The organism is Scopulibacillus cellulosilyticus (assembly GCF_042665295.1).
GTDB lineage: Bacteria > Bacillota > Bacilli > Bacillales > Sporolactobacillaceae > Scopulibacillus_A > Scopulibacillus_A cellulosilyticus.
The window spans coordinates 40,642-55,984 of the sequence record NZ_JBHTCO010000045.1; the positions used below are offsets into that span (position 1 = coordinate 40,642).

Here is a 15,343-nt window from a genome sequence, read left to right on the forward strand (position 1 = left end):
TTAAAATTTCATCATTTATTCTCACGACGATCCAACAATACTGCAATGAGAATGACAACCCCTTTAACAACTTGCTGGAAAAATGGCGAGACATCTAATAGATTTAGCCCATTATTTAAAACACCGATGATTAGTGAACCAATAAAAGTTCCAAAAATCCAACCGCGTCCCCCTGATAAACTTGTACCGCCTATAACAACTGCTGCAATAGCATCTAATTCATAAGATGTTCCCGCATTAGGGTCCGCAGAATTCAAACGGGAAGTTAGAATCATCCCTGCAAAAGCTGATAGTATACCAGTTACCGTATAAACGAAAATCTTAATTCTATTAGCTTTGACGCCGGAAAGGATAGATGCTTCCTCATTACCGCCAACTGCATAAATACCGCGGCCAGCCGTTGTTTTCTTTAATATAAAAAGTAAAATGACAAACGCGATAAACATCCAAATAACAGGAAAAGGAATGTACCAGAAGTATCCTTTACCAATCAACTGGAAGGAAAAGCTGTTTGTTAAACCAGTCACCGGCTTTCCCTCTGTATAGACGAGTGTTAAACCGCGAAAAATTGTCATCGTTGCCAATGTTGCTATAAATGGCGCAACTTTACCTTTTGTGACAATCAGACCATTAATGGCACCCATTACACCGCCGGCAATCAGACCAAGAAGGACGGATAAAATTGGGTCCATCCCGCTTACCAGCATTTTTGCTGTAACCGCACTGCCTAATGCTAAGATTGATCCAACAGACAGGTCAATGCCACCTGTTAAAATAACAAGTGTCATACCAAAGGCAATGAGTGCATTTATAGAAACCTGACGGAGAACATTAAAAATATTGTCCATGGCCAAAAAGCTGGGACTTAAAATAGACAAAATAATGACAATAAGAATCAAACCAATGACCGGACCTAGCTTTTGCAAATTATTGACCATTTGTTTTGACATGTTTATAACCCCCTGTTGCTGCCTGCATAATATTTTCTTGATTCGCTTCAGCTTTATCCAAAATCCTGGCTACTCGTCCTTCGTGAATGACCATGATCCGATCACTCATGCCAAGAACTTCCGGCAACTCAGATGAAATCATGACAATGGCCACACCTTGAGCTGCTAATTCATTGATAATCTGATAGATTTCTTTTTTTGCACCAATATCTACACCGCGTGTTGGTTCATCAAGAATAAGAATTTTTGGGTTAATGCCAACCCATTTTCCGATAACGACCTTTTGCTGATTCCCTCCGCTTAGTGACTTTACTTGTAAATCAGCATGGTGCGTTTTTATCCGCAGCTTATTAATAAAATCCTCAGCCATTGATTTTTCAGCTTTTGCGGACATTACACCCCAATTTGATAACGGTTTCAAATTAGGCAAAGCTAAATTTTTCTTTACTGACAGTTCTAATACTAACCCTTCACTTTTTCTATCTTCGGTTACAAAGCCTATACCAGCTTTTTTAGCATCATAAGGCTTTTTAATTTTAACCTCTTTTTCATCAACAAAAATACGTCCGCCAGTTTTATGACGTGCACCGAATAATGTTTCGAAAATTTCAGAACGCCCGGCACCCATCAAACCCGCTACACCAAGAACTTCACCTTGTTTAACTGAAAAAGAAACATCTTCGAATAGGCCTGTGTTTGAAAGCCCTTCCACTCTCAGCCGTTCTTCCCCAATCTTGACTTGGCGCTCTGGGAATCGTTCGCCTAATTCTCTGCCAACCATCATTTTTACTATTTGATTAAGATCAGTTTCCTTTATATTTTCTGTTCCTACATAACTGCCATCTCTCAATACAGTAATGCGATCGCACATTTGAAAAATTTCTTCCATACGGTGAGAGATATAGACAATTGCAACCCCTTGATTTTTCAAATCCCTCATGACACCAAAAAGTGTTTCAATTTCCCTATCCGTCAGTGCAGCTGTTGGCTCGTCCATGACTAATACTTTTGTATCTGTTGCAAGTGCTTTAGCGATTTCTACCATTTGCTGCTGGCCGACTGACAAACTTCCAGCATTTTTATCAGGGTTTAACTTAACACCTAATCTCTCCAAATGTCTTTTCGTTTCATTTCGCATGGCTTTCGTATTTAAAATACCGGTTTTGCTATAAGAAATTTCTTTACCTAGAAACATATTTTCAGCGACAGTCAGATTGGGAATAATATTAAGCTCTTGATGGATAACGCTGATGCCATCTTGCTCTGCTTCTTTTGGATCCTTATAATCAACTAAGCTGCCATTCACCAGGATATCGCCTTCATCCTTTGAATAAATACCGGTTAAAATTTTCATCAGTGTTGATTTCCCGGCACCATTTTCCCCCATTAAAGCATGAATTTCTCCGGGAACAATCTCAAAAGAAACTTGTTTCAGCACTTGGTTGCCGGAAAACAACTTACTGATGTTTGTCATTTTCACAATAGGTTCCATTAGAAAATCACCCCAGCTTGTAAAATAACATTGGCGTACGGTGTTACCTCGCCGGTTCTAATAACAGCTTTTGCATCGGCTGTTTTCTTTTTCAAGTCTTCATGATTGATGAGTTCCATTTCAGTATTAACGAAAAGATTTTTCAGATCCATATGTAAAGACTGATTTTGACCTTGTATTTCCGTTGCCAATGTGACCTTTTCTATCTCCATATCATTGACTACCTCTTTTAAAACATCAAGGAAACCAGGAAATCCTTTTTTAATAGAAAGATCTATTTTCCTCACATTTTCAGGAACAGGCAACCCGCAATCTGCAATGACAATTGTATCTGTATGGCCTAGGTGAGCTAAGACAGTTGCAATATCACTATTTAAAATCCCGTTTTTTTTCATAATATTTATCCACCCCTACTTATTTAACATTAGGGGGTCTCCCCCCCCTTTTGAAAAATTATCCACAAATTCGGGGGTCTGACCCTGTGACAAAATTGTGAACATCATCAGCTTTCGGCATGCCCGATTGTGCACCGAATTTTGTTACAGATAAAGCACCGACAGCATTAGCATAGCGGATTGACTCTTCAAGCGAGGCACCCTTAGCCATTTGAACGGCCAAAGCGCCATTAAATGAATCACCTGCTCCAGTTGTATCTGTGACATCAACTTGATAACCGGGAACGTGAATTTCTTTACCTTTGTCATAAAAAACTGTACCATCGCCGCCCTTAGTAATGACCAGCTTCTCTTTTAAAGTGTCCGGATCTGCGGAGTAGTTTTTCATGAGTTCTTCATATTCATGTTCATTAGGCGTTATGACATCTGCATCATTAATGAGTTCCTCCGGCAGTTTTTGAAAAGGGGCAGGATTTAAAATAACTTTTACACCATGTTTATGAGCCATTGCCGCAGCTCTTATAACCGTTGGCATCGGGATTTCAAGTTGTAATAATACCGCATCACTGTCAGCGATGATTTTTTCATAGCGTAAAATCTTTTCTTCAGTAAGAGCATCGTTTGCTCCCGGAACAACTATGATACTGTTATCACCTTCAGCCAAAGTAATGGCCGCAATACCGGTTTGCGAATGTGTAACCGGTTCCACATTATCAATGATAATCCCTTCTGCCTCTAAGTGGTTTAAAAGCTCTTTACCAAACGCATCTTCACCGACACAGCCAATCATTGTAACTTCTCCGCCAAGACGCGCTGCTGATACAGCTTGGTTCGCTCCCTTTCCCCCAGGGATTGTAGAAAACTGTTTGCCAAGTATCGTTTCTCCGGCTCCCGGTCTTCTGTCAGCTTCCGTTACTAAATCCATATTAATACTTCCAATAACCGTTATTCTTGGTCGGTTCATGAAATGTCCTCCTTACTTTTAAATGCGCTGTTAATTGGATCCTCCCCCAAAAAACAGCAAAATTTTATCCACACTGTCCACATTATCCACAGTTTTTTGGGGTCTGACCCCTGGTAGAATTTCTTACCTTTAGCTGAACAGGGTATTCAAAATATTGATTGTTAACCCTTTTATTCTCTATTAAGTCAATCAGCATGTTCGCCGCAGTGACACCTATTTCGTAAACCGGTTGAACTATAGTGGACAATTCCGGATATGTTGTTTCACACATATCAATACCGTCGAAGCCGATAATGGCCAGTTCTTCAGGGACCTTTTTCTTTAATTCACGGGCTGCTTTTAAAGCACCGATGGCCATTAAGTCATTACCAGCAAATATACCGTCAATGTCTGGACGCTCTTTGATCAAATTCAAGGAGGCTTTATAAGCATCCTTTATCGTATAATTGCCGCTGACGACTAATTGCTCAGAATACCATTGCTGATTTTGAACGATATCAAGGTATCCCTTATATCTTTCATCAGCACTCACCACATGTTCGGGCCCGCGGATATGGGCAATCGTTTGGCAGCCGATACCGACAAGATGCTTTACAGCAACATGTGCACCATCACGATGTTGAGCAACAACTGTTGGAATTCCAGAATCAATAGGACGGTCGACCGCCACTACCGGCTTTTCTAGTGCTGCAATCTGTTCACTTGTTAAAGTATTAGTCGCAAGGATGATCCCATCGACATACTTTTGTTCAAAAATATCCAGATACTCTTTTTCTTTTTCTGAACTTTCATCAGAATTTCCCAGAATAATCGTATAACCTTTGTCATTTGTTACATCTTCTACGGCACGAGCCAGCTGGGGGAAAAATGGGTTCGTAATATCCGGGATAATTAATCCGATTGTCATAGACTGCTTCTTAAATAGACTTCTCGCCACTGCATTAGGTTTATAATTTAAAAGCTGGATTGCCTTGACGACCTTCTTCTTGGTATCTTCATTAACATATCCATTACTATTTATTACCCGGGATACCGTCGCAACCGATACACCGGCTTCTTTTGCAACATCTCTTATTGTTGGCATGGCTTGATTCTCCTTGGTTCGTAACCGTTTACAATTATTACAAAAAATCATCTTTTTGTGTAACCCGTTACAGAAATTATAAATTAAGCATTAATGACTTGTCAATGTGATAATTAAAGAAAGTTAATTTATTATCTAAATAATCCAAACATAATAAAATATGGTGAAGAAAATGGTTTCTCAGCTTAAAATTCTATAAAAATAAAATCTTAAAATCAGGGTAACATATATAGAAATAAGTCCTTTTGACTATCATTAAGTCATTTTATTTGAAATTAATTTCTTTAAGAATTATTATAATTAGGCAGCCCTAACTACTTATATTTTTTAAACGTTTATACTTACTTTATTTTCAGGAGTTAGTAGAAAGGAAAATTATTCCTTGACTCTCGCATTCCTAGTTAATTAATTTAATTAAATGAAAACGTTATATTATGTTAAGGCTTTTACAGATTAAGCTAAAGGAGGTTCTTTTTGATGTACGGGAAGACAAATAAAGGATTGATTTATTTCTTCGGGGCGCTTGGCGGTATGCTTTACGGATATGACACCGGTGTTATTTCCGGTGCGCTATTATTTATCCAAAAAGATATCCCTTTAAATAGTTTTATGCAAGGGTTTGTTGTAAGCGCCCTACTTATCGGGGCAATCGTTGGTGCCGGTTTGAGCGGTCCTCTTTCCGACCAGTGGGGACGCAGACGGGTTGTCTTACTGATCTCCATCGTATATATCATAGGGGCATTAGGGGCATCTTTTTCACCAAACGCAACAATGCTCGTCATCTCAAGGATTGTTATTGGATTAGCCGTTGGCGGATCTACTGCCCTCGTACCAGTATACTTAGCGGAAATGGCGCCAACAAATATCCGCGGTTCATTAGGTTCTTTAAATCAGCTAATGATTACCATAGGTATTCTGGTTGCCTATATTATTAACTATGCTTTCACGCCTATAGACGGATGGCGCTGGATGCTGGGACTTGCAGTCGTACCGGCTGTCGGACTTCTTATTGGCGTAGCATTTATGCCTGAAAGCCCGCGTTGGCTATTAAAGAAAAACCGTGAAAATGAAGCACGTGAAGTCATGAAACTGACACGTGAAGATAATGAAATTGAATCAGAAATTCTGGAAATCAAAGAGGCTGAAAAAGATCAGGAGAGTGCATGGTCTTTACTAAAATCACGCTGGGTGCGCCCAATGCTGATCGTCGGCATTGTTCTCGCCATTTTCCAGCAAATTATTGGGATCAACGCAATTATTTATTATGCACCAACGATCTTTAATCACGCAGGTCTGGGATCCTCTGCTTCCATCTTAGGAACAGTCGGGATCGGTGTTGTCAACGTACTATTGACCCTTGTCGCTATTGCTGTTATTGATAAACTTGGACGGAAAAAATTAATGCTTTGGGGTAACGTCGGGATGGTCATCAGCCTTGTCGTGATTGCCTGTATCCTTGCGTCAGCCGGACTATCAGCATCAACAGCATGGGTCACTGTTATTTTCCTTGGGCTTTTCATTGTGTTCTTTGCAGCTACATGGGGCCCTGCCGTATGGGTTATTCTTCCCGAGCTATTCCCATTAAAAGCCCGCGGAGCCGGAACAGGTATTACAACACTTTTCCTATCATTAGGGAACTTAGTTGTATCATTCCTCTTCCCTATCTTATTGGATGCTATCGGCATCGTACCATTATTCTTCATCTTTGCAGTGATCGGCGTCCTGGCATTTATATTCGTCGCCATTTTCGTACCGGAAACGAAAGGACGCAGCTTAGAAGAAATAGAACAAGATTTGCGTAAAAAATTTGCTTCTAAATAAAAAAAGGGTGTTTCAGCACCCTTTTTTATTTTGGGGTCTGACCCTGTGAACTTGTGGATTTTGTGGATAATGTGGATAATTAATTGATAATTCTTTCCTTGTGAACAAAAATAAAAGCCCCCATCAAAAGGGACTCTATATCATACTTCTTCTTTTTTAATAAGCTTACCATCCGCTTCACCAACAATTGGCGATGGCATCGTATTTTTTCTCCTATATCTTAAATAATAGTATAAGTAACAAGCTGTCAAGAACCCAAAACCGTAATATAGCGAGGTTCTTTGTGTAGGATCAAAAGCAATAAACACGAAAGTTGATAAACAAATGGCAATACAGAGAAATGGTATTAACGGAAAAATCGGCACCTTAAATTTTAAATCGCTCACTTTACCGCCTTCCTTAATGAATCGCCTGCGGAAGTTATATTGCGCCAATGCAATGACCATCCAAGTAATCGTTCCCGCCAAACCGCTAATAGAAAGCAGTACAGTAAACAACGTATCAGCCGCAACCACACTTGTTAACAAAGACAATAATGCAAAAGCAAGCGTTATACACAAAGCATATACCGGAACGCCTCTTTTAGTCAGTTTCTTGAGGAATGCCGGCGCCATCCCATCCACTGAAAGTGACCTAAGAATGCGCGTACTGGCAAATAAGCCAGAATTTCCCACAGAAAGAACTGCCGTTAAGATAACAAAATTCATGATATCAGCTGCATATGGGATACCCACCATATCAAATACCTTAACGAATGGACTTTCCAACAAACCAGCTTGTTTCCATGGTACAATTGCCGATAAGACAACAATAGCCAGGACATAAAATATTATTATTCGAAATACAAGGGTTTTAATCGCTTTCGGTATACTCTTTTCCGGTTTTTCCGTTTCACCCGCCGCAATACCCATGATTTCCGAACCTTGAAAGGAATAGACGACCGTCATCATCGTGACAAATATTGCACTAATTCCTTTAGGAAAGGGCCCGCCATGACCAATTAAATTTGAAAAAAATGGAGCGGATTTTCCATGTATACTAATAACGCCAAAAACAGCTAAACCGCCAATAATAATAAACATGATAACCGCCAGAACTTTAATGCCTGCAAACCAGTATTCTGTTTCAGCGAAGCCTTTTGTTGTCAATGCATTCAAGGTGAACAATAGGGCAATAAACACAACACACCATACCCAAACCGGCGTATGCGGAAACCACCTTTTCATCAGCATGCCGGCGGCAGTAAATTCTAATCCTACCGTTGTTACCCAGCTCATCCAATACAGCCAGCCTATTGCAAATCCTGTAGCCGGGCCAATAAATTTTGCAGCGTGAGCCTGGAATGAACCGGACACAGGCATGACAACCGAAAGCTCACCCAAACAAACCATAACAAGATACATGAGCAAGCCGCCAACAAGATAAGCAACAACAGCACCACCAGGTCCCGCTTGACCAATCGTCAGTCCCGACCCCAAAAAAAGCCCGGTTCCAATTACGCCTCCCAAAGACAGCATAAAAAGATGCCGGCTTTTCATGGAACGCTGCAACTGCGAGTCATCTTTCCGTTCAGATGCCATAGGTTATCCACCTATCCTTATTTTATTTAAAAGCAAACAAAACTAAGACAGCGCTTTCAAACAAATGGTGTTTTTATGCCTTTTATTCCATATTTTAATAATTGAAATGTCATTTCACTTTTGAAGCGCATAAAAACCTTGCATCGCGTCTTGCATCATCAAATGAAAATGATGGACACAGTTTTCAGTCAGTGAAAACCTTCCTTGCTTATACGCACCTGTTTCCAGCCCTTTTTGAACCTCTTCACAAATCTCGCGGTCTTCCTTGCGAACATGCTGATCAATAGCTAACAAATCTTCCTCTTCCTTGCTCATTGTCTCATTCATTAAAAATGTTGTATAAATATATTTCGTTGTTTTGTGATCAATCGGCACTGACCTGTGAATTGACAGATTGGCTGGCCCCGGGTCAAACGATAACCACATATTCGGATACAGCCAGTAATAGCGTCCGCCTCTGCCCAATGCATAATCATCGTCTGTCTCACCTTTTAACGGAACACCTTGGTACACATAATTATTAAAAATATTCACTTCATAATCATCCATATTAACCTGTTGCACTAACGACTTATGTACTAGGGGACAATGATCACACTCCAGATAGTTATCAATACCAACTTTCCAGTTAGATTTACAAACCGTTTCCACTACCCTTACTTTTTTCAGCTTGTCAAGGTGAAACTTTTTAAGACCTTCGAAAAGTCCTCCAAACACACTATCCATGCTTGGCGCATTCGGATCAAGATTGACAAAAATAAGCGATTCTTTAATTTCCAATCTTACTGTTTTTAAACAGAAGTCATCATGATTAAAATTTTCAACACCTTTCATATTCGGCGCCCTATTCAAACTGCCATCGAGATGATATGTCCAAGCATGATACGGACAGGTAAGAATACTTTTATTCCCTTCACCTTCAACCAGCTTTGCCGCTCGATGGCTGCAAACATTATAAAAAGCCCTTACCTCTCCATCATTTGCGCGAGTAATGATAAGCGGCTTATCGGCGACCTCGGTTGTAAAATAATCACCGTTCTGTTGAACTTGGCTGATATGTCCTACGTATTGCCATGTTCTGCTAAAAATCTCCTTTTTTTCAAATTCAAGCACCTCAGGATCCGTATAGAGCCAGCTTGGTAAAGTATAAGCCTCGCTTAATTTCTCACTGACTCTTACTTCAGAGTATGGCATAATCATTCCTCCTTAATATTTTCAAAATAGTAATATAGTTCTGAAATAATTATATAACATGCGGAGGGAATGATAAATGAATAGTTTTAGGAATTTTTCGATAATAAACGACTTTGAATAAGGAATTTTTTATTTGAAAAATAGTTCAAGTAACTGGACTTAATAGATTTTCCTTTTTAGGAAAGCCTAAGCTTCAGCGCTTAAACTCAAGTTTTGAGGCAGGAGTTTTACGGACGGTTGCATCGGGATAAAAATAAAGAAGCCCTTTTATTAAAGGACTCCTCTTTTCACCGCCTTAAAATGCCCGTACTTGAAATGAATGGTAATTCGGGATTTCTAATAAATTTATTTCAACTTTAACTTTTGATGAACTGTCTTTTCTTTTTTTGCTTTCCAAACTATTAACCAAACCAATACCCACACCGCTAATGTAATACCAGCAATCGTTAAAATGGTACCCCCGGCATGGAACAATAATGCAACAATCCATAGACTGCTGAGGAAAAAGTGGCCTTTCCGTAATAGTTTTCGGTTATTTTGTTGACGGGTGCGTTTTAATAACCATCCATATATAACCAATGTTATTAGGAGAACAAAGGCTGCCAGCCCTGTCTTAATATGGGGATTTTGAAAATCTTCAAGTAAAAAGTATCCCCCATGAAAAGCTATAAGGACGAAAATGGCCCACCCTGTGTATTCATGCATTTTATAAACCCATTTTCCTAATTTTTTTATAAGTTTAGATGGAGATCTCATTTGTTTTTTTATAAAGAACCATGAGAAGTTAAAGGCTCCTAAAATAATGGCAAACGTACCAAATAGTTTAAAAGAACTGGATAATTCTCTTCTTAGATGTTCCCCGCCTTTAGAAGGGTGCCCCTCACCAAAAAGCCCATGATGAGAAGCATGAGGCGCGACATATGAATACACGACAAGCAACAGGCTTATAACAGCAACTATAAAAACCGGTATAAAGATACTTTTATTTTTATTCATACTGAACTCCTGTTCGTGATAGTTTTTATAATGATTTCTCGCTTTCTATTTATAGATGTTAAAAAGACTAGATTTAAATAAGAAAAGTTCATTATCCGAGTAAAAATAATTGGAGGTTAAAACGTGAAGCTATCATTAAGATTTTCCCATTTAGAAGTGCTGTGATAAATGGCAATAAAAAATAAGCCTATTAAAAAATCAGGCTCATTTTTATTCGTCATTTAATTATTGACATCTTTGCTATAACCTATTCCAACAGCACGAAAAACAACCAAAACAGCAGCAATCATTGAGATGATCCCCGTAAAATAAAAAACATCATTTAATCCAATGCTGCCGGCGATTTTCCCTGCAATCATTGGACCTAAAAAGATTCCCAAAGCATAAAAAGATTGGTAAAAGCCCATTGCCGACATTTTTAGTTCACCTGAACTAATTTGAACAACTTGACTTAACAGCAATGGGAATATAAAGCCAAGTGCCAATCCAACAATTGCGTGCAACAAACATAATGACGCCAATGATTTCGAATAAGGAACAATGATTAAAAATATTGCTGTGATGCAGAAGCAACTGCCTAAAATCCATTTGTTGTATGTCATGTTTATTTTTATAAATACAAGGCTTAATGAAGAACAAGCATGCGGTATGAAAAAGGCACACGTTACCCATACAAAGGCTTTCTCATCTATCCCCAGATGAGCCGCATAGATTGGACTGAAACCAAATATTGTAATAAATAAAACCGCATGAGCAATCAAACAGAGAAACGTGATGATTTTTAAATTTGGTATCGATAAAGTTGCTTTTATTAAGTGTAAAAGCTTCAAAGGCTGACCGCTGTCATTTTGTTTAATTTCTTTGATATTCCAAGCGAAAAAAATACCTATGACCGATGCAACTGCGCCAACCCAAAAAGGAAATTTCCAGCCGAAGGCATTAACTAAATATCCGCAAATGGCCATGCTGATGAACTGGGCAGAGACAGTTAAAAATTGCATTGTTCCCATCGCTTGAGAGGCACGGTTTGTATTAAAATATTGGGAATATAATATCGTCGCCATGACCCACATAGATGCTGTCACCCCTGCAAGCAATCTTGCGGCCAAAATAGGCACAAAGGAATGAAAATAAATTAACAGTAAACTGCTGACGAGCGCCATGAAAAATCCAAAAATAAGCAATTGTTTCCTCAACCCTTGCAACAGGTCAGATAAGATACCAAGCGGCAGCCTTAATATTATCTGCGTGATGCCGTAACTGCCAAGTATAATCCCGATAATAGAATATGAGAATCCTATTTTTTGCAAATATACCCCAAACACAGGAGTATAAATATATGTTGCAAACCAAAAGCAGAAAACAGCTGATAAAAAAAAGATATGATCTTTCATTGATATTTCTTTTTGATTTTGCTCTTTTTTCTCCCTTATAGCTTCCAAAAAAGTGACACCCTTTCAGTGATAAAACTTATATTTTCGGGGGACTTGTCGTTTGACGAACAATTAATTCCGGCAATAAAACTACACGTTGTTTTACGGTATGATCATCTTTAATTTGTTCTATTAATAAATCGGTTACTTTTCGTCCCATATCTTGGATCGGCTGGGCGATAGTCGTTAACGGCGGGTCATTGATAGCAGCTAAGATCGTATTATCAAAGCCGACGACGGATAAGTCATCAGGAATTTTTAACCCCGCTTCTTTGGCCCCGTGGATTGCACCGATTGCCAATAAATCATTAAATGCAAACACAGCTGTAGGTCTCTCTCCGGACTCTGTCAGCATTTTCATTGACCGTTTTGCATCATCAAAAGAAAAATTGTTAACTAATAGGTTATGTCTATTGAATTCAATCCCTGCTTCTTCAAGTGCCTGCTTATAGCCGCGCAGACGTTCCCTTTCCATAACATTGTTTAAGCTTCCAGCTATAAAGGCGATATTTTTATGACCTAAACTGATTAAATGCGTTATGGCTTGATACCCTCCCAAAAAATCGTCAATTAATACCGCATTGACCGAAAGAGACGGTATATCTGTAGCAATTAAAGCTGCCGGAATCTTTTGCTCAATTAATTCTTTTAAACTGGCATCGTTTTGTGTGCCGCTTCCGAGGATGATACCGTCGACACTTTTCCGCTGCAGCCATTCGAGATATTGAGCTTCTTTTTCCGGGTTGCTGTCAGTATTGCACATGACAACGCTGAATCCAAGTTCATGCCCTCTGTCTTCAACGCTTCTCGCCATTTCGGCATGGAAAGGATTAGCGATATCAGGTATAAGGAACCCGATGGTATTTGTCTTTTTCCCGGTTAAAGCCGATGCCACAACGCTCGGCTGATATTTAATTTCTTCCATGACTTTAAGAACTTTTCGCTTTGTTTTATCGCTGATTTTCCCTGTATTATTGATTACTTTGGAAACGGTCGCAATAGAAACACCGGCTTTTTCCGCAACATCATATATCGTCGGCTTCATTTATTGCCCTTCTTTCAATACTTCTTTTGTTTCATTATATCTGCCTGTTTCTATTATTCATATAAAGAACTTATCTTTTAGTCCTGATATTAAATTAGTTAATAGAACGAGGGAGTACCCCGTATGATTAGGATGCTCCCTGACAGTTCATTTACTCTTTATAAAGCGCTTACGGACGAAAGCTTATTGGTTAAATGTTTAGTTAGTTACTTTAGCGGTTTCTAAAACTATTTTCTCTCCGCCATTTAGGAAGGACTTTGTTGCCGCCAATGCAATTTTCATATTAATTTTCGAGTCAAGCGCTGTTACTCTCGGCTCTTTATTTTCCTGCACACATTTAATAAATTCTTCTAATTCCAACAAATAAGCATCATCAAATCTCGTTTGAAAATCAGGGATAATTTCATAATTGCTGCCTTTGGCATTAAGCAGTGTGGTATTTTTATTTCCAAAGGTTCCGACAAACAATGAACCCTCTGTACCAATTATTTCTGCACGAATATCGTAACCGTGCCGTGAATTCCGGCTTGCTTCTACATCCCCTGCTGCTCCAGAGTCAAATTCTATATAAGTCATGCCTTGATCGACATCATTATATTTACTCATAAACGGATGCCGAACAACTGTACCGTGAGCTGAGACAGAAGTAATTTCCGCTCCCATCAGGTATCTGGCAATATCATAATCATGAATGGAACAATCAAGAAAAATGCCGCCGCTGTTTTTAATAAATTCCTCAGGAGGACAAGTGAAATCACGTGTGATGCCTTTAAAGTATACCGGTTTGCCAATATCTCCTGCTTCTATTCTTTTTTTCGCATCATAATAGGCAGGATCGAAACGCCTCATAAACCCAACCTGGCAAATCACATTATTTTCATTAATAACTTGAATGACCTCATCAGCTTCTTCCAATGACTGTGTTAACGGTTTTTCAACAAAAAAATGTTTCCCATGCTTCGCTGCCTTTTTAATCATCTCACCGTGTGTACTTGTAGGCGTTACAATAACAACTGCGTCAATATTAGGGTCCTGAAAAACATCATCCGGATCTTTTGACCAACTTTCAACGCCTAACTCCGCAGCAACTTTTTCAGCCTGATCTCCAAATGGATCAACAACACTAACAAGCTTGGCGCCTCTTACTTTTTCATGTAAATTTTTTGTATGGTAATAACCCAATCTTCCCAAACCAAGCGTTGCAACACGCGTTTCTTTCAACATATCTGTCACTCCTGACTTATCCATTTAATTAAGCGCTTTCCCTTTCACCCTAAAAAACCCACCACACTATAAAGCTATGACAAATAATTAAGTGTAAATTGGTACCAAAGATCACTTTAAAATAATATATATATTGGATAATTAAGTAGGTTAAGCGCTTTCCTTAGTACCTATGAATATCATTTTATATAAATTGTATATATTTTTCAATAAATATTTTAATTTTTAATATTTATCCACATTTAATGGGGTCTGACCCTGTGACATGTGGATAAATGATGAAACTATGCAAAGGAAAATTATAATCATAACATTAAAAAATTGCTAAAAAACCCCTTAGTTCAAACTTTAATAAGTTTCTCCAAGGGGCCTGATATATTATCAATGTAAAAATATCAAATATCAATTTAATATACTTGAAATCGAAACCGGTCTCCTAAAAAAAGTATTTCCACATATTCCATTACTTGGTTTTCCTCAGTAAAAACTGTGGAAATCATCAAAAATAACGGAGAACCGACCGAAGTTTTCAGAAGTTTTGCTTCCAAAGATGTAGCCCGTGTCAATTCCAGCGTTTTGCTTGAATGACCTGGTCGTGTTTGATACTTGCTTTCAAGAATTTGATATAAAGAATTATCTTCGAGATTTTCCTTTTCTATACCTGGGTAGGCTTCACTCGGTAAATAAGAGCGCTCAAGGGCGACTGGGACATTATTGGATAAGCGTAACCTAACTAATTCTACCACTTCAGATTTCTTAGGTATACGAAGCTTCTTCGAAAGCTTATCATCTGCATTAATAACTTTAACATCTATACATCTCGCTCCAGCCCTAATTCCCCGGGATTGCATACGCTCAGTAAAACTTGCGACGTTTACAAGTTTCCGTTCAATTTTTGGTTCAGCCACAAATGTCCCCTTGCCTCTTTTACGTACAAGTAAGTCATCTTGAACTAATTCATTGATTGCCTTTCTAATTGTAATCCGTGCAACACCATATTTTTCGGCAAGGTCGATCTCTGCTGGAAACCGTTCACCTACAGATATTTCTTTATTAAGAATCATTTGCCTAAACTTCTCGGCATACTGCTGATAAAGCGGTATGTTATTATTACTGTTAATTTCCATTTGATGGCCCCCGAAACATATAATTTGCGGTTAACCGA

General features: G+C 38.7%; 13 protein-coding genes. 1 reads left to right on the forward strand and 12 read right to left on the reverse strand.

Features of this window, described 5'->3' with window-relative positions; all coding sequences use genetic code 11:
* Nucleotides 1-11: 11 nt before the first annotated feature.
* The 5 genes from ACFQRG_RS21320 to ACFQRG_RS21340 all read right to left on the reverse strand — a co-directional run bounded on the left by ACFQRG_RS21320 (nt 12) and on the right by ACFQRG_RS21340 (nt 4,885).
* On the reverse strand, nt 12-950 hold the full coding sequence (locus tag ACFQRG_RS21320) for an ABC transporter permease (protein WP_380970058.1): 939 nt from the start codon (nt 948-950) through the stop codon (nt 12-14).
* The gene (locus ACFQRG_RS21325; RefSeq protein ID WP_380970061.1) at nt 928-2,442 is read right to left on the reverse strand and encodes a sugar ABC transporter ATP-binding protein; all 1,515 of its coding nucleotides are present in this window, start codon (nt 2,440-2,442) and stop codon (nt 928-930) included. Before ACFQRG_RS21325 ends, ACFQRG_RS21320 begins: the two co-directional genes overlap by 23 nt.
* On the reverse strand, nt 2,442-2,837 hold the full coding sequence (gene rbsD / locus ACFQRG_RS21330; RefSeq protein WP_380970064.1) for a D-ribose pyranase: 396 nt from the start codon (nt 2,835-2,837) through the stop codon (nt 2,442-2,444). The genes ACFQRG_RS21325 and rbsD overlap by 1 nt, the downstream gene beginning before the upstream one ends.
* A 58-nt stretch (nt 2,838-2,895) precedes the next feature.
* Nucleotides 2,896-3,801, reverse strand: a complete 906-nt coding sequence (gene rbsK, locus ACFQRG_RS21335) for a ribokinase (RefSeq protein ID WP_380970067.1) — start codon at nt 3,799-3,801, stop codon at nt 2,896-2,898.
* A gap of 82 nt (nt 3,802-3,883) precedes the next feature.
* On the reverse strand, nt 3,884-4,885 hold the full coding sequence (locus ACFQRG_RS21340) for a LacI family DNA-binding transcriptional regulator (RefSeq protein WP_380970070.1): 1,002 nt from the start codon (nt 4,883-4,885) through the stop codon (nt 3,884-3,886).
* A 477-nt stretch (nt 4,886-5,362) separates the two neighbouring features.
* Here ACFQRG_RS21340 and ACFQRG_RS21345 point away from each other — a divergent pair, with 477 nt between their 5' ends.
* Nucleotides 5,363-6,706, forward strand: a complete 1,344-nt coding sequence (locus ACFQRG_RS21345; RefSeq protein ID WP_380970072.1) for a sugar porter family MFS transporter — start codon at nt 5,363-5,365, stop codon at nt 6,704-6,706.
* Between the two features lie 140 nt (nt 6,707-6,846).
* Here ACFQRG_RS21345 and ACFQRG_RS21350 read toward each other — a convergent pair whose 3' ends face one another.
* The 7 genes from ACFQRG_RS21350 to ACFQRG_RS21380 form a co-directional block, all read right to left on the reverse strand.
* The gene (locus ACFQRG_RS21350) at nt 6,847-8,286 is read right to left on the reverse strand and encodes an amino acid permease (RefSeq protein WP_380970075.1); all 1,440 of its coding nucleotides are present in this window, start codon (nt 8,284-8,286) and stop codon (nt 6,847-6,849) included.
* A 114-nt stretch (nt 8,287-8,400) separates the two neighbouring features.
* Complete coding sequence (locus tag ACFQRG_RS21355) at nt 8,401-9,480, reverse strand: aromatic ring-hydroxylating oxygenase subunit alpha (protein ID WP_380970078.1); 1,080 nt, start codon at nt 9,478-9,480, stop codon at nt 8,401-8,403.
* A gap of 345 nt (nt 9,481-9,825) precedes the next feature.
* Nucleotides 9,826-10,476, reverse strand: coding sequence for a hypothetical protein (locus ACFQRG_RS21360; protein ID WP_380970081.1), 651 nt, complete (start codon nt 10,474-10,476; stop codon nt 9,826-9,828).
* 221 nt (nt 10,477-10,697) lie between these two features.
* Nucleotides 10,698-11,870 carry an MFS transporter gene (locus ACFQRG_RS21365; RefSeq protein WP_380970372.1) on the reverse strand — a complete coding sequence of 391 codons (1,173 nt, stop codon included), beginning with the start codon at nt 11,868-11,870 and terminating at the stop codon, nt 10,698-10,700.
* 76 nt (nt 11,871-11,946) lie between these two features.
* Nucleotides 11,947-12,954 carry a LacI family DNA-binding transcriptional regulator gene (locus ACFQRG_RS21370; RefSeq protein ID WP_380970083.1) on the reverse strand — a complete coding sequence of 336 codons (1,008 nt, stop codon included), beginning with the start codon at nt 12,952-12,954 and terminating at the stop codon, nt 11,947-11,949.
* A gap of 198 nt (nt 12,955-13,152) precedes the next feature.
* Entirely contained in the window at nt 13,153-14,178 is a 1,026-nt protein-coding gene (locus ACFQRG_RS21375) for a Gfo/Idh/MocA family oxidoreductase (RefSeq protein ID WP_380970085.1), read from the reverse strand.
* Nucleotides 14,179-14,585: 407 nt separating this feature from the next.
* Complete coding sequence (locus ACFQRG_RS21380) at nt 14,586-15,305, reverse strand: GntR family transcriptional regulator (protein WP_380970087.1); 720 nt, start codon at nt 15,303-15,305, stop codon at nt 14,586-14,588.
* Nucleotides 15,306-15,343 lie beyond the last annotated feature (38 nt).

Coding starts and splice junctions, on each gene's coding strand:
- ACFQRG_RS21320 (WP_380970058.1), bottom strand. CDS start 950: ATGTCAAAACAAATGGTCAATAATTTGCAAAAGCTAGGTCCGGTCATT.
- ACFQRG_RS21325 (WP_380970061.1), bottom strand. CDS start 2,442: ATGGAACCTATTGTGAAAATGACAAACATCAGTAAGTTGTTTTCCGGC.
- rbsD (WP_380970064.1), bottom strand. CDS start 2,837: ATGAAAAAAAACGGGATTTTAAATAGTGATATTGCAACTGTCTTAGCT.
- rbsK (WP_380970067.1), bottom strand. CDS start 3,801: ATGAACCGACCAAGAATAACGGTTATTGGAAGTATTAATATGGATTTA.
- ACFQRG_RS21340 (WP_380970070.1), bottom strand. CDS start 4,885: ATGCCAACAATAAGAGATGTTGCAAAAGAAGCCGGTGTATCGGTTGCG.
- ACFQRG_RS21345 (WP_380970072.1), top strand. CDS start 5,363: ATGTACGGGAAGACAAATAAAGGATTGATTTATTTCTTCGGGGCGCTT.
- ACFQRG_RS21350 (WP_380970075.1), bottom strand. CDS start 8,286: ATGGCATCTGAACGGAAAGATGACTCGCAGTTGCAGCGTTCCATGAAA.
- ACFQRG_RS21355 (WP_380970078.1), bottom strand. CDS start 9,480: ATGCCATACTCTGAAGTAAGAGTCAGTGAGAAATTAAGCGAGGCTTAT.
- ACFQRG_RS21360 (WP_380970081.1), bottom strand. CDS start 10,476: ATGAATAAAAATAAAAGTATCTTTATACCGGTTTTTATAGTTGCTGTT.
- ACFQRG_RS21365 (WP_380970372.1), bottom strand. CDS start 11,870: ATGAAAGATCATATCTTTTTTTTATCAGCTGTTTTCTGCTTTTGGTTT.
- ACFQRG_RS21370 (WP_380970083.1), bottom strand. CDS start 12,954: ATGAAGCCGACGATATATGATGTTGCGGAAAAAGCCGGTGTTTCTATT.
- ACFQRG_RS21375 (WP_380970085.1), bottom strand. CDS start 14,178: ATGTTGAAAGAAACGCGTGTTGCAACGCTTGGTTTGGGAAGATTGGGT.
- ACFQRG_RS21380 (WP_380970087.1), bottom strand. CDS start 15,305: ATGGAAATTAACAGTAATAATAACATACCGCTTTATCAGCAGTATGCC.